Genomic DNA, 23,557 nt, shown 5'->3' with positions numbered 1-23,557 from the left:
GCGCTTCGCCGCGGGGGCCCGCGCGCGGGGCGTGAAGGTGGCGCTGGTGCACGGGCTGCTGGTGGTGGACGGCGGGCCGGCACGCCCCCACTCCTGGGTGCGCGTGGCGCTGGCGGCGGGTGGGACGTTGGATTTGGACCCGACGTCCCTGGACGAGGTGTCACCGAATACGCACCTGCCCATCGCCCTGGCGGAGGCGCAGGGCCCGGCGCTGGAGGCGGGGGCGCGGTGGCTGTCGCTGCTGCGCGGGGCGCACCGGGTGGTGCGCCGGCCGTGAGGCAGCGGGCTACTCGAAGGGGATGATGGACACCTTCGCGCCGGTCTGGACGTCCAGGACCTCCTTGGCCCACGCGGGCAGGAGGGCCTGGGTGTTCTCCAGGCGGGCGTGGCAGCGCACGGAGCGGAAGCGGTTGCGGCCGGTCTCACTCTCCACCGCGACGAGGACGTCATCCCCCTCCAGGTCGAAGTCCTCCTCCGCCACCTTGAGCGTGCGGTACTTGCGTATCAGGGAGATGTCGGCCGTGTCGGCCTCGAAGTGGGGGCCGCCGTCGAACGGGTCGATGCGCTCCATGTACTTGAAGCCGATGCGCTCCAGCATGCGCTGCACGCCGCGCGTCTGCGGGCCCACCTCGCCCAGCACCTTCTGCACGCGCGCGGGGAAGAGCGACGCGTAGATGTCCGAAGCGGGGAAGAGCTCCTTGATGAACTCCTTGTTCTGCCGGCTGAGGCGGTCCGCCTCCTGGTAGGTGAGGCCGGTGAACTTCTTGCCGCAGGCCTCCCACAAGAGGCTGCGGCCGTCCGGTAGCAGCGGCGGCAGCAGCTCCGCCAGCACGCGGGGGCGGAAGAGCCGCCGGTGCATGGCGATGAAGAGGAAGCGCCCGTAGGACAGCTGCTTGCCGGGCTTGTCCGGCGTGGCGCGGTAGGGCGGGTCCACGACGAGGCCGCCCACCTCGGTGGGGCCTTCGTAGTTGTAGGCGATGGAGAGGACCTTGTGGCGAAGGTGACGGGAGAGGGAGGCGGAGTAGTGCTCGCGCTCGCTCACCTCGTAATAGATGTGCGGAGCCTCGTAGGTGCCGTGCTGCGCGATGATCATCGACGTGCCGATGATGAGGCTGTTGCGCACGTCCTCCAGCACGAAGAGATACTCGCGCTCGAAGGGGTTCTTCACCTTGCCCGCGAAGCTCTTCACCGACGTGTCCACGATGGCCGACAGCGTTTCCTCGTTGTTCGGCAGGTTCACCGTGTTCAGCACGGCCGCGAGCCTCTTCAGCCCGGGCAAGTCGGTCTTCTGGACGTCACGCAGGACAAGCATGGGGACACTCGGGACGCCCCCGTGGTGGAGCGCCGGAAAGGGGGGACCATACCCCACACCTGCCGCCCGTCAGCTTGAAGGTTGGCCGGCGTGTTGATGACGCGACGTGTTGCTGACGGCTTGCCAGGACGCCCGGAGTGTGCAAGCCGCCTCGCGCTCGACGTGAAACATGACGTGAAACATTCAAGGCCTTGCATGCCCGCCTGCCCACTTGCCGGACCAGCGGGAAGGATTTGGCGGGGGAATGAAGCAGGGGAGGGTTTGCGATACGGTGTGTCGGTCGTTGCATTCCAGACCTTTGCGAGGATGTATTTTGAGAGCCTTTGTCCCCGTATGGCTTGTGATGTGGTGCGTCCCCGGGCTCGCCATGGCAGGCGTCGTGTGGCGGGGGGACTTCGAGACGGGTGACCGCTCGCAGTACTCCCGCGCGCAGATGGTGAACGCGAACCGGCTGCAGGTGGTGACGTCCCCCGTGGCCGAGGGCCAATACGCGCTGAAGGCGACGGTGTATCAGGGCGACGACCCCATCAACGCCAGCGGGAATCGCAACGAGCTGGTCTACATCAGCAACGAGCCGGTGGGCTCGGAGTACTACTACCGCTGGAAGGTGATGTTCGCGAACGACTTCCCCAGCGTGGACACCTGGCAGCTCTTCACCCAGTGGCACCACGACGGGTGCTGTGGTTCGCCGCCGGTGGAGTTCTACGTGAAGGGGGAGGAGATTCGCCTGTCGCTCCCCGGCACCAGCGAGATTCCCTGGCGCACGAAGCTCACCCGCGGCGTGTGGCACGAGTTCATCCTGCACGCGAAGTGGTCGTCCGACCCGAAGGTGGGCTTCGTCGAGCTGTGGCACAACAAGGAACTGGTGCTGCCCAAGCGCGGCGCGATGACGATGTACTCGGGGCAGCGCAACTACCTGAAGCTGGGCCTCTACCGGAGCGACACGGTGCGGCCGGTGGGCGTCGTCTATCACGACGGTTTCATGCAGGCGACGGCGCTGTCGGACGTGCTCGAACAGGAGCCGGAGCCGGAGCCGCCTCCCGTGGACGCGGGGACGCCGGTGGACGCGGGGGCTCCCATGGACGCGGGTTCACCCATGGACGCGGGCAGCGTGGACCCGGACCCCGTGGATGCGGGTGGGGCCGAGGAGCCGCAGCCGGACGCGGGCACGCCGGACCGGGACGCGGGCACGGTGCCCAGGCCGAACGTGCCCCCGCCCGGAGGCATCTCCCCGGATGAGGGCGTCGCGGCCCAGGCGGGGTGCAGCAGCACCGGTGGCTCCGCGGCGGCCTTCGCGCTGCTGGGGCTGATGGGCCTGGCGGGTTACCGCCGTCGCGGCCACTGAGCCCATGGGGGGGCGCGCGGGCCATGGGCTCGCGCGCCTTCGTGGGGAAGTGTGCGGTGCGGGTCTCGACCTACGTGTCTTGCGCGCTCGTACCCACCGGCGACGTTGGCTTGCCGGAGAAGGTCTGCCCGGCTCCGGGGCGGTGCGCCGCTCTCGTTCGAGTGGGAGGCCCAACGTGGCACGTCCGGGTGATTCACGGTGCCGATGCTTCCTCACCTGGAAGTCTGACGCATGGCTGGCGCGCCTGACGTGTCAGGAGTGCCTCGTGTCCGCCCCCTGCGCGTGAGCAGCCAATCCAATCACCTGACAGGTCGGGACCGTGCCTGTCGTCCGGCGGGAAGGCCCCCGCGGACTCGCCGGTCACGTCCCTCGTGAGGGCCGCCTGGCCGGAACCAGGGCCTCAGGGGTTTCTCCTACGCAGCCATCCCGTCGTGCGTCGTCGCGCACCTGCGCCTCGCCGCGGGACGTGACGACCGGATGGGGCGGGTCCAAGCCTCCCCCTGGTTCCATATGTTGGTGCTGGAATGGAGGTGGATTCGCGTCTGTGGTTGAGGCGGATTCGGGCGCGCCTGGAGCAGTGTCTTGCACGTCAGGCGCGGAGTGGCGGCGAAAGCGGCTGACGCGTCAGTCGCATGGCGGTGCTCCAGCCTTCATGTGAACTTCAGACGTGTAAGGGACGGGCAGTTGCTGGCATGTGAGTTGCTCTGTCTGACGCCAGACGAGGTGGGCTCCTTGTCGTGAATCCGATGTGAGGGTTCAGCAGCGATAGGCATCAACCACACGAAAGACCTGGTGCGTACATGGCGAAGATTGTCTTCCTGATTGATTCCAGTTCACTTCCCAAGGGTGGGGTCTCCGTCAACACCGCGGTCGCGGTCGAGCATCCTCCGTTCGTCCTGAACGGCAAGCCCCAAGGCGCCGAGTACAAGGTGCCCGTCGCGCAGGGGGAGAACATCCGCATCTACACGGCGGAGAAGAACCACCTCACGTCCGTGAAGCTCGCACCCAACGGCATCATCGCGCATTCGATACAGGGCAAGCCGCTCCAGGACTCGGACATGATGGATGCCTTGAGGCGGCCCATCGACATCCCCACCATCGACATGGATCCGGGCCCCGTGCCTGACTTCATCGCGTTCGGCGAGAATGGCACGTGGTGGACGCAGACGCCTCCTTCCTGGAGCAATTGGCCCAACAACCCGCTCATCGACAAGGCCCTCACGGCCAGCATGACGCGCAGCTACTTTCCGTGCATCACGTTTGGTATCAGTTCCAACGTGAGCGGTGAGTTCCAATACGGATTGGTGTTCGGACTGACGAGGGACGGGGCGACCGTCGAGTATTTCTACTTCGATCCCTTCCTTGTCATTGGTTCGTGAAGTGGATGGGGGCGTTGTCCCCCCTGGGCTGCGGGCCCGCCTCTCCTCGGCTTGGCGCCCATCGTGGGCTTGCCGCGCGTCGAGGTCGCGTTCATGGAGTGGGTGCGCCGGGTGGGCGCCTGCTTCGACCCTCGCCCTGGCGCGTGTGCCGTGCAATATCGGTGTTCCAGGAACGTTGTCCGAACAGACCACGTCCCTTGGAGCGCCCATGCGATACCGCCTCTTCCTTCCGCTCTGTACGTTGCTGGCCTGTGCTCACTCGCCACCGGCTGTCACGCCGCCAGCGCCCGTGGCACAGGCGCCCGTGGACCCTGAGTCCCAGTTCCGCGAGGCCCTGCAACGGGCGGGCATGGCCATGGAGGCGGGGCGCTTCGACTCCGCGCTTTCGGAGATGCAGCGACTGTGGGACGGCGGCCACCAGACGGACGACGTGGCCTGGTATGCCGCCTATGCCTCGCTGGGCACCGGTGACGATGCCGCGGCGTTCACCTGGCTGGAGCGCGCCGTCGAACGCGGGATGAACTCACCGGGCGACCTGCTGCACGACAAGTCCCTGGCGCCGCTGCGGCGGATGCCCGGCTACGACGCGCTGGTGGCGCGGGCCCGGGAGAACGCGCTGAAGGCGCGCGCCGAGGGCAACGTGGGGGCGGGGCTGGAGAAGGCGACGCCCGCGGAGGCGGGGGTGTCGGTGCCGGCGCTCGAGGCCTTCGTGAAGGCGGCCGAGGACGCGGGCTCGTCGGCCCTGGTGGTGCTCCGCCATGGAAAGCGGGTGGGCGAGTGGTACTTCGGCGGCGAGACGCAGCGCATCGAGTCCATGTCCGCGACGAAGGGCGTGGTGGCGCTGGCCATTGGCCTGCTCATCGACGAAGGGAAGATTGCCTCCGCCGACGCGCCCGTCTCCACCTTCTTCCCGGAGTGGAAGGACGGCCTCAAGGGGAAGGTCACCTTGCGGCACCTGCTCAGCCACACCTCGGGGCTGGCGGCGAACGCCAACGCGATGGACATCTACCAGTCGCGAGACTTCGTCCGCTACGCGTTGGACGCCCATGTGGTGGACGTGCCGGGGAGCCAGTTCTTCTACAACAACAAGGCGACCAACCTGCTCGCGGGCGTGGTGGAGCGCGCCTCGGGGGAGAAGCTGGACGCCTATCTCATGCGGCGCCTCTTCGAACCGCTCGGCATCCGCGACGTGTTCTGGCAGAAGGACCCGTCCGGCAACCCGCTGGGCATGTCCGGCCTGCGGCTGCACCCCGTGGACTTCGCGAAGGTGGGCCAGTTGATGCTCCAGCGCGGCGTCTGGCAGGGCCAGCGCATCCTGAGCGAGTCCTGGATTCAGGAGTGCACCGCGGCGCCATCGCAGGCCCACAATCCCACGGCGGGCTTGTTGTGGTGGCTCGTCTACGACAAGGCGTTCCGCGTGCTGGGCCAGGACATGGTGGACGAGGCGCGCCGCAACGGCATGCCCGAGTCGGCGCTGTCCCGCCTTCGCGACGTGGTGGACCAGCCGATTCCCTCCGGGGACTTCATGCGGGTGCTCTCCGAGCGGCTGGGCGGGATGAAGGGCGTCATGGCGTTCATGGAGAAGAGCGCCCGCGTCCCGCTGCGTACGCAGGTGGAGGGCGCGCCTCGTGGCTACTCCGCGCGCGGCTCCTTCGGGCAGCTCCTGCTGGTGGTGCCAGCGCAGGACCTGGTGGTGGTGCGCATGGCCGTGCCGGACGGGCGGGTGCCTCCGGACGTCATGGAGTTCCCTGCCTTCAACGCGATGGCCCTCTCCCTGGTGCCTTCGCCCTGACAGGCGCGCGCGGCGCGACGGTGCGCTCGTGTGTCCGCGCTGTCGGCCCTGTGGCATAAAGCCCTTCCAGCATGTCGCCATCTCGCCGTGTTTCGCTCGTCCTGAGCTACCAGTACCCGGGCAAGTACGCCTTCACCGTGCTGGCGGGCGCCGTGGAGTCGGACCCGGCGCTGGCGGACGTGACGCTCCACTTTCCGCGCAGCCGCGAGACGCTGCTGGACACGATTCGCGAGCGCGTGGACGCGGGAGACACGGTGGTGGCCGCGTGGTCCTTCTACTCGGCCAGCTTCGCCCCCGCGGCGGCGGAGCTGGCGTGGGTGCGTGAGCGGCTGGAGGGGCGGGAGGTGCTGTGCATCGCCGGCGGCGTGCATGCCACGGCGGAGACGCTCCAGACGCTTCAGGCGGGCTTCGACCTGGTGGCGGTGGGCGAGGGTGAGTACTCCCTCCGCGCGTTGCTCGGCCGGGTGCTGCGGGGCGAGGAGCCTCGTGACACGCACGGCATCGCGTACCTGAAGGACGGGAAGCTGGTGCAGCACGGCCGAGGGGAGGGCGTGCAGCTCGACGACTTCCCGCCCTTCGCGGCGCGCAACGGGCAGTACGGCGCCATCGAGATTACGCGCGGCTGCATCTACGCGTGCCGCTTCTGCCAGACGCCGTTCATGAGCAAGGCGCGCTTCCGCCACCGCTCCGTGGCCAACGTGGCGCACTGGGCGCGGGAGCTGCGGCGCTCGGGCCGGCGCGACCTCCGCTTCATCACGCCCACCTCCATGTCCTACGGCACCGCCGACGAGTCGGTGAACCTGGACGCGGTGGAGGCACTGCTCGCCGCGGTGAAGGAGGCCATGGCGCCCGATGGGCGCGTCTACTACGGCACCTTCCCGTCGGAGGTCCGCCCCGAGCACGTCACGCCCGAGGCGCTGGCGCTGCTCAAGCGCTACGTCCACAACGACAACCTCATCATCGGCGGACAGTCCGGCTCCGAGCGCATCCTCCAGAGCACGCGCCGCGGGCACGACGTGGAGACGGTGGTGCGCGCCACCCGCATCGCGGTGGCGTGTGGCTTCGTGCCCAACGTGGACTTCATCCTCGGGCTGCCCGGCGAGGAGCCCGCGGACGTGGACGCCACGGTGGCGCTGATGGAGCAGTTGGCCGGGCTGGGCGCGCGCGTGCATGGGCATACCTTCATGCCGCTGCCGGGGACACCCTTCCGGGACGCGCCGCCCGGGTCGGTGGATGAGGCGACCCAGCGCAAGCTGGACCGGCTGGCCTCGCAGGGGCGCCTGTATGGGCACTGGAAGCAGCAGGTCGCCCTGGCCGAGGGCATTGCCTCACGTCGCCGCCCACGCGCGGGGTAGCGGCAGGGCGGCAAGGGCAAGCCAGGCGTGAAGGCGCTGGCCCGCTTCGAGCTGCCCGAGCCGTCACTTCCACGGGCCTCCGCTGCGCCAGGCGCTTAGGATGAGGCCGCGATGTCCACCGACCCGGCACCTCCCTACTGGCTCCTCATCTCCGTCCTCTTCAGCAACCAGCCGCTGTCGCCCTCGCTGGCGATGACGCTGCACCAGGCGGCCTTCGAGCTGCACCAGCGCGGAGAGGGCGCCAAGGAGGTGGCCGGGGACATGGTGAGCGGCCGGGTGGTGAACCTGCGCAAGGACGTGTCCTTCGGCGGCATCGCCGGGCCGGCCTTCGAGGCGGAAATCGAGACGGAGCGGGGCTCCGGCGTGGTCCGCTTCGTCCTCACCCGCCAGGGGCTGGAGCGGATGAAGCAGCAGCCCGCCGAGCCGCCCCGGCCCAAGTACCTCAACTGAGCCAGCACGGGCCCGCCCGGCTGTCCGCTCCCTGCGCGTGGACGGTGGGCGTCTCCATTTTGGAGACATGGACCCCAAGGACTACCTCAAGCGGAGCGCGGGCATCCCGCTCGACCCCGAGAAGCAGAAGGACCCCGAGGCGGACGGCGAGCAGGTCCCCGCGGAGGGACGCGCCGAGTTCCTCAACGACATCACCGAGCAGGACGGCGGCCAGCGCACCGACGTCGACCTGCCGTGGCGCAAGGGGCCGGAGCTGCAACGCGGCCAGCGCGCCGCCTACAACGCGGAGAGCGACAAGAAGAAGGGCTGAGCCCTACTCCCGGTCGAGGTCCACCTTCATCTTGTTGCCCATGTGCAGGATGGAGTTGGACAGCGTGGCGGCGGACATCTCCGCCAGCTCCATGAGGACCTGCTCCTGCTGCGCCTGCTCCGAGCCCGCGGGGGCCTGGGACACCGGGGCGCGCGAGCCGTCCTCGGAGATGGGCCCGCGGCCCACGGCGGAGAGGTAGGAGTTCAGCATCCCGTTGTTCGGCGAGCCGCCCACCGAGGCGAGCGCCGAGGCGACCACCGCGCCCCCCGACACCATCAGCGGATCCCCAGGCCGGTTGGCCGGGGCCATCGGGTTCACCAGCGCGCCAAAGCCGGTGCTCGCGGCGCGGCTGCTCGCCTGCGTGGTGGCGGGCTGAATCATCGGACCGGTGAAGGAGTTGATGCGGGTCATGGCGGCTCCGTCTCGGCCCGCGACGCGCACCACGCACGTGTCGGACCTCTCGAATCCCCATTATCGCCCGGCCGCCGGCGAAGTTGCGCGAAAGGCCGAAAACGCCCGAAGGCCGCGGACTTACGGGCGTGCACCCCGTCAGCCGCGGCCTTCCTGGGACTTCAGGAGGCGCCGTCGCCTAGAACTGGTGGGCCTCGGTGGACTCCGTCAGGGCGAGCGTGCTGGCGTTGCCGCCGGAGATGACCTCGGCCACCTGGTCGAAGTAGCCGGTGCCCACCTCGCGCTGGTGACGGGTGGCGGTGTAGCCGTCCTTCTCCGCCGCGAACTCGGCCTGCTGCAGCTCGCTGTAGGCCGCCATGCCGCGGTCCTTGTACTTCCGCGCCAGCTCGTACATCCCGAAGTTGAGCGCGTGGAAACCGGCCAGGGTGACGAACTGGAACTTGTAGCCCATGGCGCCCAGCTCGCGCTGGAACTTGGCGATGGTGGCGTCGTCCAGGTTCTTCTTCCAGTTGAAGGACGGCGAGCAGTTGTACGCCAGCAGCTTGTTCGGGTACTTCGCGCGGACGCTCTCGGCGAACTTCTTCGCCTGGGCCAGGTCCGGGGTGCTCGTCTCGCACCACACCAGGTCCGCGTAGGGCGCGTACGCCAGGCCGCGGGCGATGGCGCAGTCCAGGCCGCCGTTGAGGCGATAGAAGCCCTCCGCGGTGCGGCCGGCCTTCTTGTCGATGAAGGCGTGGTCGTACTCGTCCGAGTCGCTCATCAGCAGCTTGGCGCTGTCCGCGTCCGTGCGGGCCACCAGCAGGGTGGGCACGCCCATGACGTCCGCGGCGAGCCGGGCCGCGGAGAGGGTGCGGATGAAGTGGCTGGTGGGCACCAGCACCTTGCCGCCCATGTGGCCGCACTTCTTCTCGCTGGCCAGCTGGTCCTCGAAGTGCACGCCGGCGGCGCCGGCCTCAATCATGCCCTTCATCAGCTCGAAGGCGTTGAGCGGGCCACCGAAGCCGGCCTCGGCGTCGGCGATGATGGGCGCGAACCAGTAGCGGTCCTTGCGGCCCTCCGCGTGGTCAATCTGGTCCGCGCGGCGCAGGGCGTTGTTGATTTTGCGGACCACGGTGGGGACGCTGTCCACCGGGTAGAGGCTCTGGTCCGGGTACATCTGCCCCGCGGAGTTCGCGTCCGCCGCCACCTGCCAGCCGGACAGGTAGATGGCCTTCAGGCCCGCGCGCACCATCTGCACCGCCTGGTTGCCGGTGAGCGAGCCGAGCGCGTTGATGTAGTCGTCGGTGTGGAGCAGCTCCCAGAGCTTCTTGGCGCCCATCTCCGCCAGCGTGTAGCTGATGGTGATGGAGCCGCGGAGCTTCTCCACGTCCTTCTGGGTGTAGTTGCGCTTGATGCCCTCGAAACGCTGCGCGTGGAGCTTGGCGTGAGGGGAAGCATCGGCGGTCGTCGGCGTGGCGTCGTACATCGTGGGCTCCTCGCTACGGTAAAAGTGGTGGGTTGCTGCCGCGAAGGTGAGAAGGGTTCAGCGTTGGGCTTCCAGGGCGTCGTAGGCCGGCAGGGTGAGGAAGTCCTCGAAGGTGTCGGCGGTGGAGAGCTGCTCGAAGAGCACGCGCGCGCGCTCCAGGTGGGCCGCGCCGTAGCGCGCCTTCGCGCCTTCCTTGTCCAGGCGGGCCATCTCCTCGCCCAGCGCGTCGCGGAAGAGGGCGGGCGTCACCTTCCGGCCGTCCTCCAGCGAGGCGCCGTGGTGAATCCACTGCCACACCTGGGCGCGTGAGATTTCGGCGGTGGCCGCGTCCTCCATCAGGTTGTAGAGCGGCACGCAGCCCAGGCCGCCCAGCCACGCGGCGGTGTACTGGATGCCCACGCGGATGTTGTGGCGCAGGCCTTCCTCGGTGCGCGTGCCGGACGGCGCCTTGAGGAGCTCCGCCTCGCCAATCTTCACGTCCTCGCGCTTGTTGGAGAGCTGGTGGGGGCCCTTCATGTGCGAGTCGAAGATGTCGCGCGCGATTTCCACGAGGCCGGGGTGGGCCACCCACGTCCCGTCGTGGCCGTTCTTGACCTCGCGCAGCTTGTCCGCGCGGACCTTGTCCATGACGGCGTCGTTGGCCGCCGCGTCCCCCTTGATGGGGATGAAGGCCGCCATGCCGCCCATGGCGTGCACGTTGCGGCGGTGGCAGGTCTGGATGAGCAGCTGGGAGTAGGCGTTGAGGAACGCCTTGTCCATCGTCACCTGGCCGCGGTCCGGCAGCACGACGTGGGTGTCCGACTGGAGCGTCTTGATGAAGCTGAAGATGTAGTCCCAGCGCCCGCAGTTGAGGCCGGCCGAGTGCTCGCGCAGCTCGTAGAGGATTTCGTCCATCTCGAACGCGGCGGGCAGCGTCTCGATGAGGACGGTGGCCTTGATGGTGCCGGGCGGGATGCCCAGCTCCGACTGGGCCAGGTGGAACACGTCGTTCCACAGCCGGGCCTCCAGGTGGCTCTGCAGCTTCGGCAGGTAGAAGTAGGGGCCGGTGCCGCGCTCGAGCTGCGCGCGGGCGTTGTGGAAGAAGAAGAGCCCGAAGTCGAGGAGCGAGCCGGAGACGGGCTTGCCGTCGACTTCGAGGTGCCGCTCCGGCAGGTGCCAGCCGCGGGGGCGCACGAACAGCACGGCGCGCTTCGGGTTGAGGGCGTAGTGCTTCCCGTTCTCCGCGGTGAAGGAGATGGTGCCGCGTACGGCGTCGCGCAGGTTGACCTGCCCGCGCACCACGTTGTCCCAGGTGGGGCTGTTGGCGTCCTCGAAGTCCGCCATGAAGACGTTCGCCCCGGAGTTCAGCGCGTTGATGACCATCTTCCGGTCCACCGGGCCGGTGATTTCCACGCGGCGGTCCTGAAGGTCGGCGGGCAGGGGAGCCACCGTCCAGTCCCCCTCCCGGATGGCCTTCGTCTCCGGCAGGAAGTGGGGCCGCGCTCCCTTGCTCCAATCCGCCTGCACGGCCTTGCGGCGCTCCAGCAGGGCCAGCCGGCGCTCACCGAAGGTGCGGACCAGCTTCGCCACGAAGTCCAGGGCCTCGGGCGTGAGGACCTCGGCGTAGTCGGGGTGCCAGGGCCCCTTCACCACCACGCCCGGTCCGAAGGCCGGGGGTTTCACAGCGGGGGCTTGGTCCGACATCTGGGCTCCTTTGGCTAGGCGCGTTGTAAATCTGATGTGACGGCTCGGAAAATGAGTCCTGAGAGTGCAGAAAGGAAGTGCGGCGTGAATCTTTGCCTGCTCGCCTGTAACTGTGTCAACTGCCGACTTGTTAAATCTGTAAATCAACAAATCGCCCCCCAGGGGCGGATGCAATGGGGAGCACCAGGGCGCGTAGGTAGGAATGGGGGCCACGGACGCCAAGTGGGAGCCGCCCCGGAAGGGAGACGTGATGGACGCCAAGAGACGCTGCGCCACCTGCACGGAGGAAGTGAGCCTGGAGGTCCGGAGGTGCCCGCGCTGCGGCGCGCGCACGGAGCCGATGCACCGGGGCGTGGACGGGCGGCTGTTGACGGGGGTGTGCGCGGCGCTGGGGCGGGAGCTGGGCGTGGACGCGGCGCTGGTGCGCGTGGGCTTCGTGGTGGCGCTGGCGGTGTCCGGGGGCACCGCGCTGATGGTGTACCTGCTGCTGTGGGCCTTCACGCCGCCGTCGGCGACGGGCACCGCGCCCCTGCGGCGCACGTACAACTGGCTGGCCGGCCTGGGCAACTCGGAGCGCACGCCGCGCGTCGAGCGCCGGGTGTAGTGCTCAGCGTCCAACGATGAAAAGCACGCCGGAGCCCTGCCTGAAGGCTCCGGCCTGTTATTCGAAGGGGCCACCTTTCTTTCCAAGGAGCCCCGCGCGTGAGCACGACGAACGTCCGCACCGAGAGAGACACCTTCGGCCCCATCGACGTCCCCGCCGACCGGCTGTGGGGCGCCCAGACGCAGCGCAGCCTCCAGAACTTCGCCATCTCCACCGAGCGCATGCCGCTGGCCCTCATCCGCGCGCTGGTGCTGGTGAAGAAGGCCGCCGCGAAGGTGAATGTGGAGAACGGCTCGCTGGCGAAGGAGAAGGGCGAGGCCATCATCCGCGCCGCGGACGAGGTGCTGGCCGGCCAGCACGACGCGGAGTTCCCCCTGAGCGTCTGGCAGACGGGTAGCGGGACGCAGACGAACATGAACACGAACGAGGTGCTGGCCAACCGCGCCTCGGAGCTGCTGGGCGGCGAGCGCGGCGAGGGCCGCAAGGTCCACCCCAATGACGACGTCAACAAGGGGCAGAGCTCCAATGACGTCTTCCCCACCGCGATGAGCGTGGCCGCCGTGGCGGCCCTCACCGAGCACGTGCTGCCGGAGCTGAAGGCGCTGCGCGACGTGCTCGCGCAGAAGGCCCGCGCCTTCCATGACGTGGTGAAGGTGGGCCGCACCCACCTGCAGGACGCCACCCCCCTGACGCTGGGGCAGGAGCTGGGCGGCTTCGTGGCGCAGTTGGCGCACGCGCAAGGCCACCTGGAGCGCACCCTGCCGCACCTGCTGGAGCTGGCCTTGGGCGGCACGGCGGTGGGCACCGGCCTCAACGCGCCCAAGGGCTACGCCGAGCGCGTGGCGAAGGAGCTGGCGCAGCTCACCGGCCACCCCTTCGTCACCGCGCCCAACAAGTTCGAGGCGCTGGCCGCCAACGACGCGCTGGTGCAGGCGCACGGGGCGCTCAAGGGGCTGGCGGCGGTGCTCTTCAAGGTGGCCAACGACGTGCGCTGGCTGTCGTCGGGGCCGCGCTCCGGGCTGGCGGAGCTCATCATCCCGGAGAACGAGCCGGGCAGCTCCATCATGCCGGGCAAGGTGAACCCCACCCAGAGCGAGGCGCTCACCATGCTGTGCGCCCAGGTGATGGGCAACGACGTCGCCGTCACCGTGGGCGGCGCGTCCGGCAACTTCCAGCTCAACGTCTTCAAGCCGCTCATCGCCCACAACCTGCTCCAGAGCTGCCGGTTGCTGGGGGACGGCATGCGCAGCTTCCGCCTGCACTGCGCGGTGGGCATCGAGCCCAACCGGCCCCGCATCCAGGAGAACCTGGAGCGCAGCCTGATGCTCGTCACGGCGCTCAACCCCTACATCGGCTACGACAACGCGGCGAGAATCGCGAAGACGGCCCACAGGGACGGCACGACGCTCAAGGAGACGGCCGTGGCGCTGGGGCTCGTCACGCCCGAGCAGTTCGATGCGTGGGTCCGCCCGGAGGACATGACGGGCCACGAGGGGTAGGCCCCCAGGGGGGCAGGGGGCCCCGGCGTCGAAGCGTGGGGCAGCGCACGCTCCGGGAAGAAGGGACGGGCGCGGCGGCGGAAGGGCGATTAGGGTAGGGGCGTCATGAACGTCCCCTTCGTCATCGAGACCACGCACCGCGGCGAGCGGGCGTACGACTTGTACAGCCGGCTCCTCAAGGACCGCATCATCATGCTGGGCACGCCTGTCAACGACGACGTGGCCAACATCATCGTCGCCCAGCTCCTCTTCCTGGAGTCGGAGGACCCGGACAAGGGCATCAACCTCTACATCAACTCGCCGGGTGGCTCCGTGACGGCGGGCCTGGCCATCTACGACACCATGCAGTACGTGAAGTGTCCGGTGTCCACCATCTGCGTGGGGCAGGCGGCCTCCATGGGCGCGCTGCTGCTGCTGGCCGGGGCGAAGGGCAAGCGCTACGCCCTGCCCAACAGCCGCATCATGATTCACCAGCCGCTGGGCGGCGCGCAGGGCCAGGCCACGGACATCGACATCCAGGCCAAGGAAATCCTCCGCCTGCGCAGCTACATCAACGGCCTCATCGTGAAGCACACGGGGCACACCGTCGAGCGCATCGAGAAGGACACCGAGCGCGACTACTTCATGAGCGCCGAGGACGCGCGGCAGTACGGCCTCATCGACGAGGTGGTGGAGAAGCAGCGCGCCATCGCCCCGACGCCCGCTCCGGCGAAGTAGGGCCCTCTCCGCCCCGGACGTTTGCCGGGGTGGGGTGCGCTCCCGGCGGGGTGCCACTCAGGCGCCGCGCCGGACGCACGTCCCGCACTGGACGTTTCCGGCTTCCTTGCCTGCAGGTGGCACGCGGCGTGCTCAACATGGGCATATGACGCCGATCCGATTTCGCATCGTCCCCCGGTTCCTCTTGCCCGGCGCCATCCTGGCCTCCATGGCCTGCGCGACGGGGCCCACCGGCCGTCCGCCCGTGCCGCCCAGCTCGGCCGCCGTGCAGACGGAGCTGGGCGTCCGGGACGTGGTCCAGGCCGGTGAGGAATACGCCCGCAACAACGCGGTCGTCCTCGCCGAGGCAAGTGAGGCCGTGGAGATACGCCCCAACTACTGGCGCATCCGCTTCGGCCTCGCGGACCAGCCCGGCCGCTTCCTGGAGGTCGAGTTCGACGAGCTGACGCGCCAGGTGACGAACGCGCGCGAGCTGGACGTCATCCCGGAGAACCCGGGTGACGCCGCCCTGGGTGGCAGCGGTCCCGTCCCGGCGGCCGGTCAGCCCCGGGGCCCCATTCCCTGAGCGTGGGCATCCTCGCAGAACAGCAGCTCCGCGTGGGTGCCGGCGCGCCCCACGAGCACCGCCACCTGTCCATAGGCGCGGCCGAAGCGCGCGGCCTCCTCGCGTGGCAGGCCCGGGACGAAGAGGCTCTGCTCGCACCAGCTCCCGTCATCCGCCTGGCCCAGCGCGGGCGCCACCACCCAGCCCCCCGCGACGAGCTGCGCCATCAGCCGCTCCTGTGCGCGGCGGTTCTCCTCGTCTCCGCGCCGCTGTGAGCCGGGATTCCACGCCGTCAGGAAGGCCCACTCCCGGTGGCCGCGCGCCGCAAGGGCTGCGTCCAGCGCGGGGTGCAGGGCGCCCGCCCGCAGGATTTGCTCCACGCCACCGGTGCAGGCGTGGGGCCGGATGACATAGCGCGTCGCCGCGTAGGCCTTCGTCAGTCGCTCGCGTTCATGGGGGCTCATGCCGTCCATGATGCGTCGCGCCCCCGCCAGGAAAAATCGGGTTTCGGACGATTCAGTGTGAATGTCCGATTCCGTTCGTCGTCCATGCCCCGCCACGTTCCGGTATGGAATGAGAGGCTCTGGAGGGGAACATGTTTCGTCGCTCTGTTGCTGCTGTATCTGCATTGATAGGTGTGCTTGGGACGGGCTGCGCGTCGGTGAGTCACGTCCAGACGGCGGACACGCTGGGGGCGGGCCGCTTCCAGGTTGGCATCGAGCCGGGGGTCATGGGCGCGGCCGTCCTTGGGGATGACGAAGGTGTTTCGGCGGCGGGGTACGTGCCCCACTTCGACCTGGCGATTCGTTACGGCGTGTCGGAGCGCGTGGACCTGGGGGTCCGGCTGGGGTCCTCGCTGGCGGAGCTGCAGAGCAAGTTCCTGCTGACCCAGCCCAATGACCCGGTCAAGGCCATCTCCCTGGCGCCGTCCATCTCTGGCGCGTCGATTGGCACGGGGACGGGCGACGACGGCGAGTCGGCCTCGTCGAGCTACCTGAACGTCGCCGTCCCGCTGCTGGTGGGCTTCAAGACGAAGGGCGGCTCGGAGCTGGTGCTGGGGCCTCGCGCCATCTGGACGCGCGTCGCCGGTTCCGCGGGCAATGACGGCGCCGCCGTCAACATCATCAGCGTCGGCGCCTCGGTGGGCTACGCGCTGCGGGTGACGGAGGGTTTCCGGCTGATGCCCGAAGTGGGTCTCTCCTTCCCCGTCGTGGGCGAGGTGAGCTCCACCGGCACCGACTCGGAGGCCATCGCGGGCTTCAACGGCGGCTTCGCGCAGTTCAAGCTGGGCTTCCTGTTCGGCGCGGGCCGCCCGGTCCGGCGCGGCCCCGACATCCTCCCTCCTGGCGCCATGGAGGAGACGGACCACCGCGACGACAGCTACCGCGCGTCTGATCGTGGCGGCGAGGACATCGACCACTGAGCGGCACGCCCTGCTCCGGCCGTCCCATGCCGGAGCAGGGTTCATCAGGGAGTGGTCCGCACCCCGCCCGTCACGCGCTTCACCGTGCGGCCCGCGGGCAGCGTGTCCCCGGGCTGTACGCCGTTGATGAGGGCCAGCTCCTCCAGGGGGATGGTGGACGGGTTCTGCTCGTTGAACTGCTGCAGCGTCATGGGTGACGTCACCTTCGCCAGCTCGATTTTCGCGGGCTGGACGGCCAGCGCCGACGCATCCGTCAGCTCGCTGAAGCTGGAGAAGGTCGCGCGGAAGGCGTCCTCGTAGGCGGGGAGCTGCTGCGCGCCGGTGTAGCCCAGGAGCTGGAGCGTGGTGCCCCCCTGGCTCACGAAGGCGGTGACGCCGGCGATGACGCCCTGCTCCGTCTGCGCCTGGAAGAAGGCGGCGCCCGGGGGGAAGCCCGTGGGCGCGGCGCTCGCGGGCTGGATGCCCTCCTGCGCGAGGAAGCGCTGCATGGCCTCCCGCGGGGCGATGTCGCCGGTGGGCACCAGCCCGACGATGGCGTCCTCCTGGGGGCTGATGCCCGCCACCTGCTGCGGCTGGTTCGCTGTCTTCCACCCCTGGGGGAAGGTGAGCTGGAAGCGCAGGCCTGGGTGCATGAAGACGTTGCCCCGGAAGAAGCCCTGCCGCGGGTCGTTGCCGTAGGGCATGCCCTGGAGCATGGCGAGGTATTCCTCCCGGCCATCCTTGAGCTGGCTGAAGTCCACGTTGGCCTTGGCGGCGCGCGCCTGCGCCGTCTTCACGCGGTCACCCGGGTCGGGGTGGGTGGACAGCCACGCGGGGAGGCTCTGCCCGCCCGCGGCCTGACCCACGCGGTCCAGGGTGGCGAACACGTCGGCCGCCTGGCGCACGTCGTAGCCGCCGTCCAGCATGTACTTGAAGCCCAGCTCGTCCGCCTGGCGCTCGTCGTCGCGGCCGTACTTGAGGAACAGCAGCTGGAGGCCGGCGGCGGCCAGGCCCCCGAAGCGGGCCACGTCCTCGCTGAGCACGCTGCCCAGCAGCAGGCCGGCCTGGGCGAGCTGCGCCTGGGACAGCTGCTCCACGGAGTGCCGCGCGGTGATGTGGGCGATTTCGTGGCCCAGCACGGAGGCCAGCTCCGCCTCGGAGTTGAGCGCGGTGAGCAGGCCCCGCGTCACGAACACGGGCCCGCCGGGCAGGGCGAAGGCGTTCACCACCGGGTCATCCACGGCCTGGATGGTCCAGGGCAGCTCCGGCCGCTCGGAGGCCTTCGCCATGGGCAGGCCCACCCGGGCGACGTAGTCCTGCACCTTGGGGTCCTGGATGAGGCCAATGGACCCGCGCACCTCCTCCGCGCTCTGCTTGCCCAGGGCAATCTCGTCATCCTGGGAGACGAGCGACAGCATGCGCTTGCCGGTGGCGGGGTTGCGCACGCAGGTGGTCAGCGAGAGCAGGGCCAGCAGCGGCAGCAGCCGGAGTCGTGAAGTCATGGGACCTTCCTGGTAGGGGTGGAGGCGCAGATAGGTCAGCGGCGGCCATGCGACCACGGCGGGCGTGGGCGAGCCGTCACTGCTGGACAGTCGGGCGCGCGCACCGGGCCCGCTTCCGTTAGCTTCTCTTCGCGAGGAGGCGTTCGAATGGATTCGGAGTCGCTCGAAGCACGGATGGCGCGGCTGGAGCGCAGTTGCCGGCGGTGGCAGGGGCTGACGTTCGCCGCGCTCGCGCTGGCGGGGCTGGGGCTGGGCGCGGCGGCGCTCCGGGGCGAAGACGTGTCCTCCGGGACGCTGGTGGCCTCCCGGCTGGTGCTGACGGACGCGCGCGGCCAGACGCGGGCCACGCTGGACACCGACGCGCAGGGCAACGCGGGCCTGGTGCTGCGCGATGGCCAGGGCCGCCCGCGGGCGCTGCTGGGGGTGGGCGAGGACGGCTCGCCCCGGCTGCGCTTCTCCACCGCGGACGGCCAGTCGCTGGCGGAGCTGATGGTGTACTCCGACGAGGCGCCGCGCCTGACGCTGTCCAAGCCCGGCGGCGGGGAGCTGTTCGCGGTGGGCCTCCAGGTGGATGGCTCGTCGCGGCTGGAGCTGTCGGACGCGGACGGACGGCCCCGGGCCATCCTGGGTGCGGACGAGCATGGCGCTCCCGGTCTGGTGCTGAGGGACCGCAAGGGGCTGCCGCGCGTGGCGCTCCGGGTGTCGCCGTCGGATGGCGCCAGCCTGGTGGTGGAGGGCCAGGACGGCGCGGTGTTCCGCGCGCCCGGCGGCTGAGCCGACACGGCTACAGCGTGGGCGGCACCACCTTGTAGCCCCGCTGGAGCAGCGGTGACAGGCGGTCGGAGATGTCCCAGGACTCCACCACCATGCCGTCGCGCAGGCGGTACAGGGAGTGCCCGTGCAGCAGGAGGGGCTGGGGCTCGCCGGCGTCGTCCACCTGCTGGGGGTCCGGGCCGGTGGCCTTCCAGTGCACCAGCACCAGGTCGCCGTCCGCCACCAGGTGGAGGATGTCGAACTTCAGCTCGGGGAACGTCTGGAAGCTGGCCTCCGCCTGCTGGCGGATGAAGGCGGGGCCCACCGCGTTGAGGGGCGCGCCCTGGGAGCGGTCCACGAAGTCCTCGGCGATGAACTCCGGGATGCGGTCCAGCTTGCGCAGGTTGTAGAGCTCCTCGGTGAGCTGCCGCACCCGCTGCTTGTTCTGGGCCTCCAGGGCGGCCGCGCGCTCCACGGGAGACAGCGTGGCGCAGCCCGACAGCCACCCGAGGGCGAACAATAGAATCGTCGTGTGTCGTGTCATGGCCCCCTGAGGCTGCGCATGGGGCAGGCAGGCGGGCAGTGCCGCCTGCCTCAAACGTTCACCTCATGGCGACAGGTGGCCCAATCCGATGGGGGCGGCCAGGCAGGTGTCCGGTACTCCAAACGCGTTCACCAGCGCCACCGCGTCCGGGCGCAGCTCGGCGCACAGGTGCGTCACCTCCTTGCGGATGGCCTTCGCCTTGGCGGCCTCGAACCACCCGTGCTCCTGGAACCAGCCGCTGGCGGACTCCAGGCAGGACAGGCCGTAGAGGTCGCACAGGCGCCCCAGCACCGTCTTCAGGCCGGGCTCCTTCACGTCGGCCACGCCCTTGAGGAACTGCTCCAGCACCAGCCGCTCCACGTGGGCGTGCGCCAGCTCCAGCAGGTGGACCTGGACCTGGTTGAAGGCCTCGAAGGCCTCCACGCCCGCGCTCAGCCGCTTGCGGAGGCGCTTGGACACGGTGGCCAGCAGCTCCTCTTCACGGAAGCGCAGCGCGCGCAGGTGGTAGTCGTTGTCGCGCAGGTGGTCGCTGTCGGTGCGCCGCGCGGCGAAGGGGTTGCGGTCCACCACGGTGGTGGCCCGGTCGGCCAGCAGCTTCAGCACGGCGAAGACGCGGTCGTCCTCGAAGCGCTGCTTGTAGCCAGTGAGCAGGCCCTTGGCGACCAGCTGCATCAGCACCGTGTTGTCGCCTTCAAAGGTGGTGAACACGTCGGTGTCCGCCTTCAGCGCGGCCAGCCGGTTGGCTTCGAGGTAGCCCTGGCCGCCGCACGCCTCGCGCGCCTCCTGGAGGACGGCGGTGGTGTGCCAGGTGCTGTAGGCCTTGAGGCCGGCCGCCAGGGACTCCACCTCGCGCGCGTCCTCCTCGGTGCGCTTCACGTAGCGCTCGACGAGGTATTCGAGCGCGAAGTCCACCGCGTACGTCTTGGCCAGGGGCTTGAGCAGGCGGCGCTGGTGGGCCTGGTGGTCCAGCAGGCGGAACTCCTTGTCGCCCGCGGGGCCGAACTGGCGCCGCAAGTCACCGTAGCGCACGGCGATGGTGAGCCCGCTCTTGGCCGCGCTCAGCGCCGCGGCGGCCACGCTCACCCGGCCCGCCACCAGCGTGCCCAGCATGGTGAAGAAGCGCTTGGAGTCGCCGGTGATGGAGCTGGTGTATTCGCCCTGCGCGTTCACCTGTCCGAAGCGGTCCAGCAGGTTCTCCCGCGGGACGCGGACGTGCTCGAACCAGATGCGGCCGTTGTCCACGCCGTTGAGGCCCATCTTCTCGCCGCAGTCCTCGATGCGAACGCCGGGCAGCACCTTGCCGGCCGGGTCGCGCAGCGGCACCAGCAGCGCGTGGACGCCCAGCGCCCTGCCGCCGACCTCGAGCTGGGCGAACACGGTGGCGATGCGGCCGTGCCGCGCGGCGTTGCCAATCCACTCCTTGCGCGCCGTCTCCGTCGGCGTGTGCACCACGAACTCGCCGGCCTCCGCGTCGTAGCGGGCCACCGTCTCCACGTCCCGGACGTTGGAGCCGTGGCCCAGCTCGCTCATGGCGAAGCAGCCGGGCAGCTCCAGCGAGGCCACCTGGGGCAGGTACTTCTGGTGGTGCTTCTCGGTGCCGAGGAAGAGGATGCTGGCGCCGAAGAGGCCGAAGTGGACGCCGGCCTTGATGACGAGGCTCAGGTCGAAATAGGCCATCGTCTCGAAGGCGGTGACGAAGGCGCCCAGGTCCGCGCTCGCCTCCTTGCCCGCGGGGAAGGCGATGCGGCCCAGGCCCTGGTCGGCCATGGCCTTGAGCCAGGCGAGCACCTGGTCGCGGTACTTCGTCGTGTCGCGGGTGTCCGTGTAGCGGAAGGCCGGGTCCGCCAGCCACTGGCGCACCTGGGCGCGCGTCTCCGGGTACGTGCGGTCCAGCACCGCGCGCAGGGCCTCCGGGTCGAAGGAGGTGGGCGTGCCCTCGTGGGTGCGGCTGGGCGAGGCGGCGGGGACGAGCGAGCGGACGGCCTCGCTGCCGGAGACGCCCAGGGACGCCTCCAGCTGCGCCAGCGCGCGCGTCAGCTCCGGCATGGGGGCGGGCAGGGCCTCGTCGCCGTTGCCCACCTGGGCGAGCCGCGCGCCCAGCTCGGCGAGGTTGTTGTGTTCGCTGTGGGACAGGCGCTCCGCGGTGCGGCGGATGTGCTCGCGCACCTGGGCCAGCTCCCCGGGGCTGGGCGGCATCAGCGGGTCCAGCCAGCGCGCCAGTACGGCGTTGGCGCGCAGGTCGAGCCAGGGCTGCTCGCGGGCGGCGGAGCCCATGGCGCGAAGCTCCTCCGACGTGAGCTCCCCGTCCGTCCAGGCCACGTACAGCATGGGCACGAGCGGCGCGAGGCGAGGAAGGGACAGAAGCTCGTGGGCTGTCGGACGGGTGTCATCCACCATGGTCGGCGCTCCTGGAAGCGAGAGGACGGGCGCAGTGTGGCCAGCATGGCGCCGCGCGGCAACGGGAAGCGTGCGCCGGGCTGGAGGCAGGCGGGCAGGCGAGGCATTCCGGGCGGAGGGAGGCATCCCTAGCTTGCCCGTATGGATGAAATGCAGGAGCTGGAGGCGCTGATTCCCAAGCCCGGGGCGCTGGGCTTCTCTGACGGCGCGGAGCGCGAGCGCCATGAGATGAAGGGCCCCTTCACGCTGCCGCCAGGGCCGGAGGCGTTCTCGTTCGCGCTGTACCAGTCCACGGGCGTGGGGCTGATTCCCGGACACTCGCTGGAGCTGCTGGAGAACAGCGCCGTCTTCGAGCGCATGCTGGAGGACATCCGCGCCGCCCGGAGCAGCGTGCACGTCCTGGTGTACATCTGGCGGCCCTGTGAGCTGTCGGACCGCATCGTGGAGGCGCTGGTGGAGCGCGCCCGGGCGGGCGTGGCGTGCCGCGTGGTGGTGGACCCGGTGGGCAGCGAGGAGATTCGCGGCGACCGGGACTTCGACCAGAAGGTGGAGACGGTGCTCACGGAGGCCGGGGTGGAGGTCCACTACTACCGGCTCCTGGCGGGCAAGGTGCTGGGGCGCCTCCTGGGGCGCAGCCACCAGAAGCTCGTCATCGTCGACGGGCGCATTGGCTACACAGGCGGCTTCGGCATCTGGAAGGTGTGGGAAGGCGACGGCCTGAAGCCGGATGAGTGGCGCGACACGCACGTCCGCGTCGAGGGGCCCGAGGTGCGCCGCATGCAGTTGTCGTTCTCCCGGCACTGGCAGGAGTCGGGCGGCGGGTTGATTCCGCCCAGCGCCTTTCCGGAAGCGGAGCCCGCGGGCCCCTGCGCCGCGGGCTTCATCGACAGCGCGGGCAGGCTGGGCCTCACCGATGCGGAGCGCATGATTCGCATCGTGATTGGCGCCGCGCGTGAGCGCATCTGGATTGCCAACGCGTACTTCTCACCGCCCAACGCGATTCTGGAGCAGCTGGAGGAGAAGTGCCGCCAGGGCGTGGAGGTTCGCGTCCTGGGGCCGGGGCCCAACCATGACGTGCCCGTCGTGAGGGCGTCCCAGCGGTCGACGTATGAGCGGCTGCTGGCCGCGGGCGTGCGCATCTGGGAGTACCAGCCGTCGATGATGCACGCGAAGACGCTGCTCGTGGACGACTGGCTCGCCGTGGTGGGCTCCACCAACATGGACTCGCTGTCGCTCAACAAGCTGAAGGAGGGCTCGCTCGTCATCCACGACGCGTCCTTCGTCCGCAAGCTGGCGCGGTGCTGGGCCAGGGACCTGCGGCACTCGAAGGAAATCACGCTGGAGAACGGGGGCCGCACCAACCCCTGGCGGCGGCTGGCCCGCCGGGCGACGCAGCTCGTGGGGCAGGACCGGTAGCGTCAGCGCGCGTCCGTCTTCGTCAGTCGAGCGGCTTTGACAGGTCCCGGGCGTACCAGTGGTCGCAGCCGAAGTGGCCCGTGCTGCCCATGGGTGCGCACAGCGGCTCGAAGCCCATGCGGCGGTAGAGCTTCTGGGCCTGCTGCATTCCCGCGAGCGTCTCCAGGTAGCAGCGCTGGAAGCCCGCCTCACGCGCGAACTCCAGGCAGCGCCGGAGCAGGCGCTCGCCCTGGCCGAGGCCCCGGGCCTCGGGGAGGAAGTACATCTTCCGCAGCTCGCAGACGCCCGCGTCTCCGCCCTCCAGCGGTGCGATTCCGCCGCCGCCGATGATGCGCCCCGCCCGCTCCACGACGAAGTAGGCGTGCCGGGGCCGGGAGTAGGCGGCGGTCATCGCGGACACCTCAGGGTCGTGGATGGCGAAGCCAGGGCCGTCCGCGCCGAACTCCGGCATCACCGTCCGGATGACGCTGGCCACCGCCGCGTCATCCCTTGCTTCAATGTGTCGCAGCGTCAGCGCTTCCGTGCTCATGCACGCGACGGTTTCACAGCCGGGGCCAGGGGGCCAGCGTCGGGTGCGTTGACGCTCACGCACGGGCTGTGCAACCGGATGCACAGGTGTCACGGGCGTGAGGCACCGTGCACGTGTACGCCTCCCCCTGCCTCGTGGCTGTGCCTGT

At 69.8% G+C, this 23,557-nt stretch carries 22 protein-coding genes and 1 pseudogene; 14 read left to right on the top strand and 9 right to left on the bottom strand.

Annotated elements, in window-relative coordinates:
• Positions 1-277: pseudogene (locus G4D87_RS05035) on the top strand (transglutaminase domain-containing protein); the annotation flags it as partial.
• A gap of 9 nt (positions 278-286) precedes the next feature.
• On the opposite strand, the gene G4D87_RS05030 reads toward G4D87_RS05035, so the two are convergent.
• Positions 287-1,312, bottom strand: a complete 1,026-nt coding sequence (locus tag G4D87_RS05030) for an arginine N-succinyltransferase (RefSeq protein ID WP_163779493.1) — start codon at positions 1,310-1,312, stop codon at positions 287-289.
• A 367-nt stretch (positions 1,313-1,679) separates the two neighbouring features.
• Between G4D87_RS05030 and G4D87_RS05025 the strand changes: the two genes are divergently transcribed.
• From G4D87_RS05025 to G4D87_RS05000, 6 genes are all read left to right on the top strand, one after another.
• The gene (locus G4D87_RS05025) at positions 1,680-2,657 is read left to right on the top strand and encodes a heparin lyase I family protein (protein WP_176413546.1); all 978 of its coding nucleotides are present in this window, start codon (positions 1,680-1,682) and stop codon (positions 2,655-2,657) included.
• A gap of 800 nt (positions 2,658-3,457) precedes the next feature.
• Positions 3,458-4,036 carry a hypothetical protein gene (locus G4D87_RS05020; protein WP_163779489.1) on the top strand — a complete coding sequence of 193 codons (579 nt, stop codon included), beginning with the start codon at positions 3,458-3,460 and terminating at the stop codon, positions 4,034-4,036.
• A 208-nt stretch (positions 4,037-4,244) separates the two neighbouring features.
• Positions 4,245-5,828 (top strand): serine hydrolase domain-containing protein, encoded by a 1,584-nt coding sequence (locus tag G4D87_RS05015; RefSeq protein ID WP_163779486.1) that lies wholly within the window; start codon positions 4,245-4,247, stop codon positions 5,826-5,828.
• Between the two features lie 71 nt (positions 5,829-5,899).
• Entirely contained in the window at positions 5,900-7,183 is a 1,284-nt protein-coding gene (locus tag G4D87_RS05010; protein WP_163779484.1) for a TIGR04013 family B12-binding domain/radical SAM domain-containing protein, read from the top strand.
• A gap of 111 nt (positions 7,184-7,294) precedes the next feature.
• Positions 7,295-7,633 carry a hypothetical protein gene (locus G4D87_RS05005; protein ID WP_163779482.1) on the top strand — a complete coding sequence of 113 codons (339 nt, stop codon included), beginning with the start codon at positions 7,295-7,297 and terminating at the stop codon, positions 7,631-7,633.
• A 67-nt stretch (positions 7,634-7,700) separates the two neighbouring features.
• Positions 7,701-7,943 carry a hypothetical protein gene (locus G4D87_RS05000; protein WP_163779480.1) on the top strand — a complete coding sequence of 81 codons (243 nt, stop codon included), beginning with the start codon at positions 7,701-7,703 and terminating at the stop codon, positions 7,941-7,943.
• Between the two features lie 3 nt (positions 7,944-7,946).
• Here the strand turns inward: G4D87_RS05000 and G4D87_RS04995 are convergent, their stop codons facing one another.
• From G4D87_RS04995 to aceB, 3 genes are all read right to left on the bottom strand, one after another.
• Positions 7,947-8,354: a hypothetical protein gene (locus G4D87_RS04995; protein ID WP_176408783.1), complete on the bottom strand. Its 408-nt coding sequence runs from the start codon at positions 8,352-8,354 to the stop codon at positions 7,947-7,949.
• A 178-nt stretch (positions 8,355-8,532) separates the two neighbouring features.
• Positions 8,533-9,819: an isocitrate lyase gene (aceA, locus tag G4D87_RS04990; protein ID WP_163779476.1), complete on the bottom strand. Its 1,287-nt coding sequence runs from the start codon at positions 9,817-9,819 to the stop codon at positions 8,533-8,535.
• Positions 9,820-9,876: 57 nt separating this feature from the next.
• Positions 9,877-11,502 (bottom strand): malate synthase A, encoded by a 1,626-nt coding sequence (aceB, locus tag G4D87_RS04985; protein WP_163779475.1) that lies wholly within the window; start codon positions 11,500-11,502, stop codon positions 9,877-9,879.
• Positions 11,503-11,752: 250 nt separating this feature from the next.
• On the opposite strand from aceB, the gene G4D87_RS04980 reads away from it, so the two are divergent.
• The 4 genes from G4D87_RS04980 to G4D87_RS04965 all read left to right on the top strand — a co-directional run bounded on the left by G4D87_RS04980 (position 11,753) and on the right by G4D87_RS04965 (position 14,887).
• Positions 11,753-12,106, top strand: a complete 354-nt coding sequence (locus G4D87_RS04980) for a PspC domain-containing protein (protein WP_240358020.1) — start codon at positions 11,753-11,755, stop codon at positions 12,104-12,106.
• 98 nt (positions 12,107-12,204) lie between these two features.
• Positions 12,205-13,605: a class II fumarate hydratase gene (fumC, locus tag G4D87_RS04975; protein ID WP_163779470.1), complete on the top strand. Its 1,401-nt coding sequence runs from the start codon at positions 12,205-12,207 to the stop codon at positions 13,603-13,605.
• Between the two features lie 105 nt (positions 13,606-13,710).
• A complete protein-coding gene (gene clpP / locus G4D87_RS04970; RefSeq protein WP_140795382.1) occupies positions 13,711-14,322 on the top strand; it encodes an ATP-dependent Clp endopeptidase proteolytic subunit ClpP in 612 nt (203 codons plus the stop codon).
• Between the two features lie 145 nt (positions 14,323-14,467).
• Positions 14,468-14,887 (top strand): hypothetical protein, encoded by a 420-nt coding sequence (locus tag G4D87_RS04965; RefSeq protein ID WP_163779468.1) that lies wholly within the window; start codon positions 14,468-14,470, stop codon positions 14,885-14,887.
• On the opposite strand, the gene G4D87_RS04960 is transcribed toward G4D87_RS04965, so the two are convergent.
• Positions 14,863-15,330, bottom strand: coding sequence for a DUF3293 domain-containing protein (locus tag G4D87_RS04960; protein WP_163779466.1), 468 nt, complete (start codon positions 15,328-15,330; stop codon positions 14,863-14,865). The genes G4D87_RS04965 and G4D87_RS04960 overlap by 25 nt on opposite strands.
• A gap of 131 nt (positions 15,331-15,461) precedes the next feature.
• Here G4D87_RS04960 and G4D87_RS04955 point away from each other — a divergent pair, with 131 nt between their 5' ends.
• Positions 15,462-16,289 carry a hypothetical protein gene (locus G4D87_RS04955; RefSeq protein WP_240358019.1) on the top strand — a complete coding sequence of 276 codons (828 nt, stop codon included), beginning with the start codon at positions 15,462-15,464 and terminating at the stop codon, positions 16,287-16,289.
• A gap of 44 nt (positions 16,290-16,333) precedes the next feature.
• On the opposite strand, the gene G4D87_RS04950 is transcribed toward G4D87_RS04955, so the two are convergent.
• Positions 16,334-17,770 (bottom strand): M48 family metalloprotease, encoded by a 1,437-nt coding sequence (locus G4D87_RS04950; protein WP_163779464.1) that lies wholly within the window; start codon positions 17,768-17,770, stop codon positions 16,334-16,336.
• Between the two features lie 147 nt (positions 17,771-17,917).
• Here G4D87_RS04950 and G4D87_RS04945 point away from each other — a divergent pair, with 147 nt between their 5' ends.
• Positions 17,918-18,544 carry a hypothetical protein gene (locus G4D87_RS04945; protein WP_176408778.1) on the top strand — a complete coding sequence of 209 codons (627 nt, stop codon included), beginning with the start codon at positions 17,918-17,920 and terminating at the stop codon, positions 18,542-18,544.
• Between the two features lie 10 nt (positions 18,545-18,554).
• Here the strand turns inward: G4D87_RS04945 and G4D87_RS04940 are convergent, their stop codons facing one another.
• The gene (locus tag G4D87_RS04940; protein ID WP_163779460.1) at positions 18,555-19,067 is read right to left on the bottom strand and encodes an ester cyclase; all 513 of its coding nucleotides are present in this window, start codon (positions 19,065-19,067) and stop codon (positions 18,555-18,557) included.
• 63 nt (positions 19,068-19,130) lie between these two features.
• Complete coding sequence (locus tag G4D87_RS04935) at positions 19,131-21,464, bottom strand: acyl-CoA dehydrogenase family protein (RefSeq protein ID WP_163779458.1); 2,334 nt, start codon at positions 21,462-21,464, stop codon at positions 19,131-19,133.
• A gap of 141 nt (positions 21,465-21,605) precedes the next feature.
• Here G4D87_RS04935 and G4D87_RS04930 point away from each other — a divergent pair, with 141 nt between their 5' ends.
• Positions 21,606-22,880, top strand: a complete 1,275-nt coding sequence (locus G4D87_RS04930; RefSeq protein ID WP_163779456.1) for a phospholipase D-like domain-containing protein — start codon at positions 21,606-21,608, stop codon at positions 22,878-22,880.
• A 22-nt stretch (positions 22,881-22,902) separates the two neighbouring features.
• Here the strand turns inward: G4D87_RS04930 and G4D87_RS04925 are convergent, their stop codons facing one another.
• The gene (locus G4D87_RS04925) at positions 22,903-23,409 is read right to left on the bottom strand and encodes a GNAT family N-acetyltransferase (protein WP_163779453.1); all 507 of its coding nucleotides are present in this window, start codon (positions 23,407-23,409) and stop codon (positions 22,903-22,905) included.
• Between the last annotated feature and the right edge of the window lie 148 nt (positions 23,410-23,557).

The organism is Myxococcus vastator (assembly GCF_010894475.1).
Classification (GTDB): Bacteria; Myxococcota; Myxococcia; order Myxococcales; family Myxococcaceae; genus Myxococcus; species Myxococcus vastator.
This window is presented reverse-complemented; position numbering and strand designations above follow the sequence as displayed.

Coding starts and splice junctions, on each gene's coding strand:
- G4D87_RS05030 (WP_163779493.1), bottom strand. CDS start 1,312: ATGCTTGTCCTGCGTGACGTCCAGAAGACCGACTTGCCCGGGCTGAAG.
- G4D87_RS05025 (WP_176413546.1), top strand. CDS start 1,680: ATGGCAGGCGTCGTGTGGCGGGGGGACTTCGAGACGGGTGACCGCTCG.
- G4D87_RS05020 (WP_163779489.1), top strand. CDS start 3,458: ATGGCGAAGATTGTCTTCCTGATTGATTCCAGTTCACTTCCCAAGGGT.
- G4D87_RS05015 (WP_163779486.1), top strand. CDS start 4,245: ATGCGATACCGCCTCTTCCTTCCGCTCTGTACGTTGCTGGCCTGTGCT.
- G4D87_RS05010 (WP_163779484.1), top strand. CDS start 5,900: ATGTCGCCATCTCGCCGTGTTTCGCTCGTCCTGAGCTACCAGTACCCG.
- G4D87_RS05005 (WP_163779482.1), top strand. CDS start 7,295: ATGTCCACCGACCCGGCACCTCCCTACTGGCTCCTCATCTCCGTCCTC.
- G4D87_RS05000 (WP_163779480.1), top strand. CDS start 7,701: ATGGACCCCAAGGACTACCTCAAGCGGAGCGCGGGCATCCCGCTCGAC.
- G4D87_RS04995 (WP_176408783.1), bottom strand. CDS start 8,354: ATGACCCGCATCAACTCCTTCACCGGTCCGATGATTCAGCCCGCCACC.
- aceA (WP_163779476.1), bottom strand. CDS start 9,819: ATGTACGACGCCACGCCGACGACCGCCGATGCTTCCCCTCACGCCAAG.
- aceB (WP_163779475.1), bottom strand. CDS start 11,502: ATGTCGGACCAAGCCCCCGCTGTGAAACCCCCGGCCTTCGGACCGGGC.
- G4D87_RS04980 (WP_240358020.1), top strand. CDS start 11,753: ATGGACGCCAAGAGACGCTGCGCCACCTGCACGGAGGAAGTGAGCCTG.
- clpP (WP_140795382.1), top strand. CDS start 13,711: ATGAACGTCCCCTTCGTCATCGAGACCACGCACCGCGGCGAGCGGGCG.
- G4D87_RS04965 (WP_163779468.1), top strand. CDS start 14,468: ATGACGCCGATCCGATTTCGCATCGTCCCCCGGTTCCTCTTGCCCGGC.
- G4D87_RS04960 (WP_163779466.1), bottom strand. CDS start 15,330: ATGAGCCCCCATGAACGCGAGCGACTGACGAAGGCCTACGCGGCGACG.
- G4D87_RS04955 (WP_240358019.1), top strand. CDS start 15,462: ATGTTTCGTCGCTCTGTTGCTGCTGTATCTGCATTGATAGGTGTGCTT.
- G4D87_RS04950 (WP_163779464.1), bottom strand. CDS start 17,770: ATGACTTCACGACTCCGGCTGCTGCCGCTGCTGGCCCTGCTCTCGCTG.
- G4D87_RS04945 (WP_176408778.1), top strand. CDS start 17,918: ATGGATTCGGAGTCGCTCGAAGCACGGATGGCGCGGCTGGAGCGCAGT.
- G4D87_RS04940 (WP_163779460.1), bottom strand. CDS start 19,067: ATGACACGACACACGACGATTCTATTGTTCGCCCTCGGGTGGCTGTCG.
- G4D87_RS04935 (WP_163779458.1), bottom strand. CDS start 21,464: ATGGTGGATGACACCCGTCCGACAGCCCACGAGCTTCTGTCCCTTCCT.
- G4D87_RS04930 (WP_163779456.1), top strand. CDS start 21,606: ATGGATGAAATGCAGGAGCTGGAGGCGCTGATTCCCAAGCCCGGGGCG.
- G4D87_RS04925 (WP_163779453.1), bottom strand. CDS start 23,409: ATGAGCACGGAAGCGCTGACGCTGCGACACATTGAAGCAAGGGATGAC.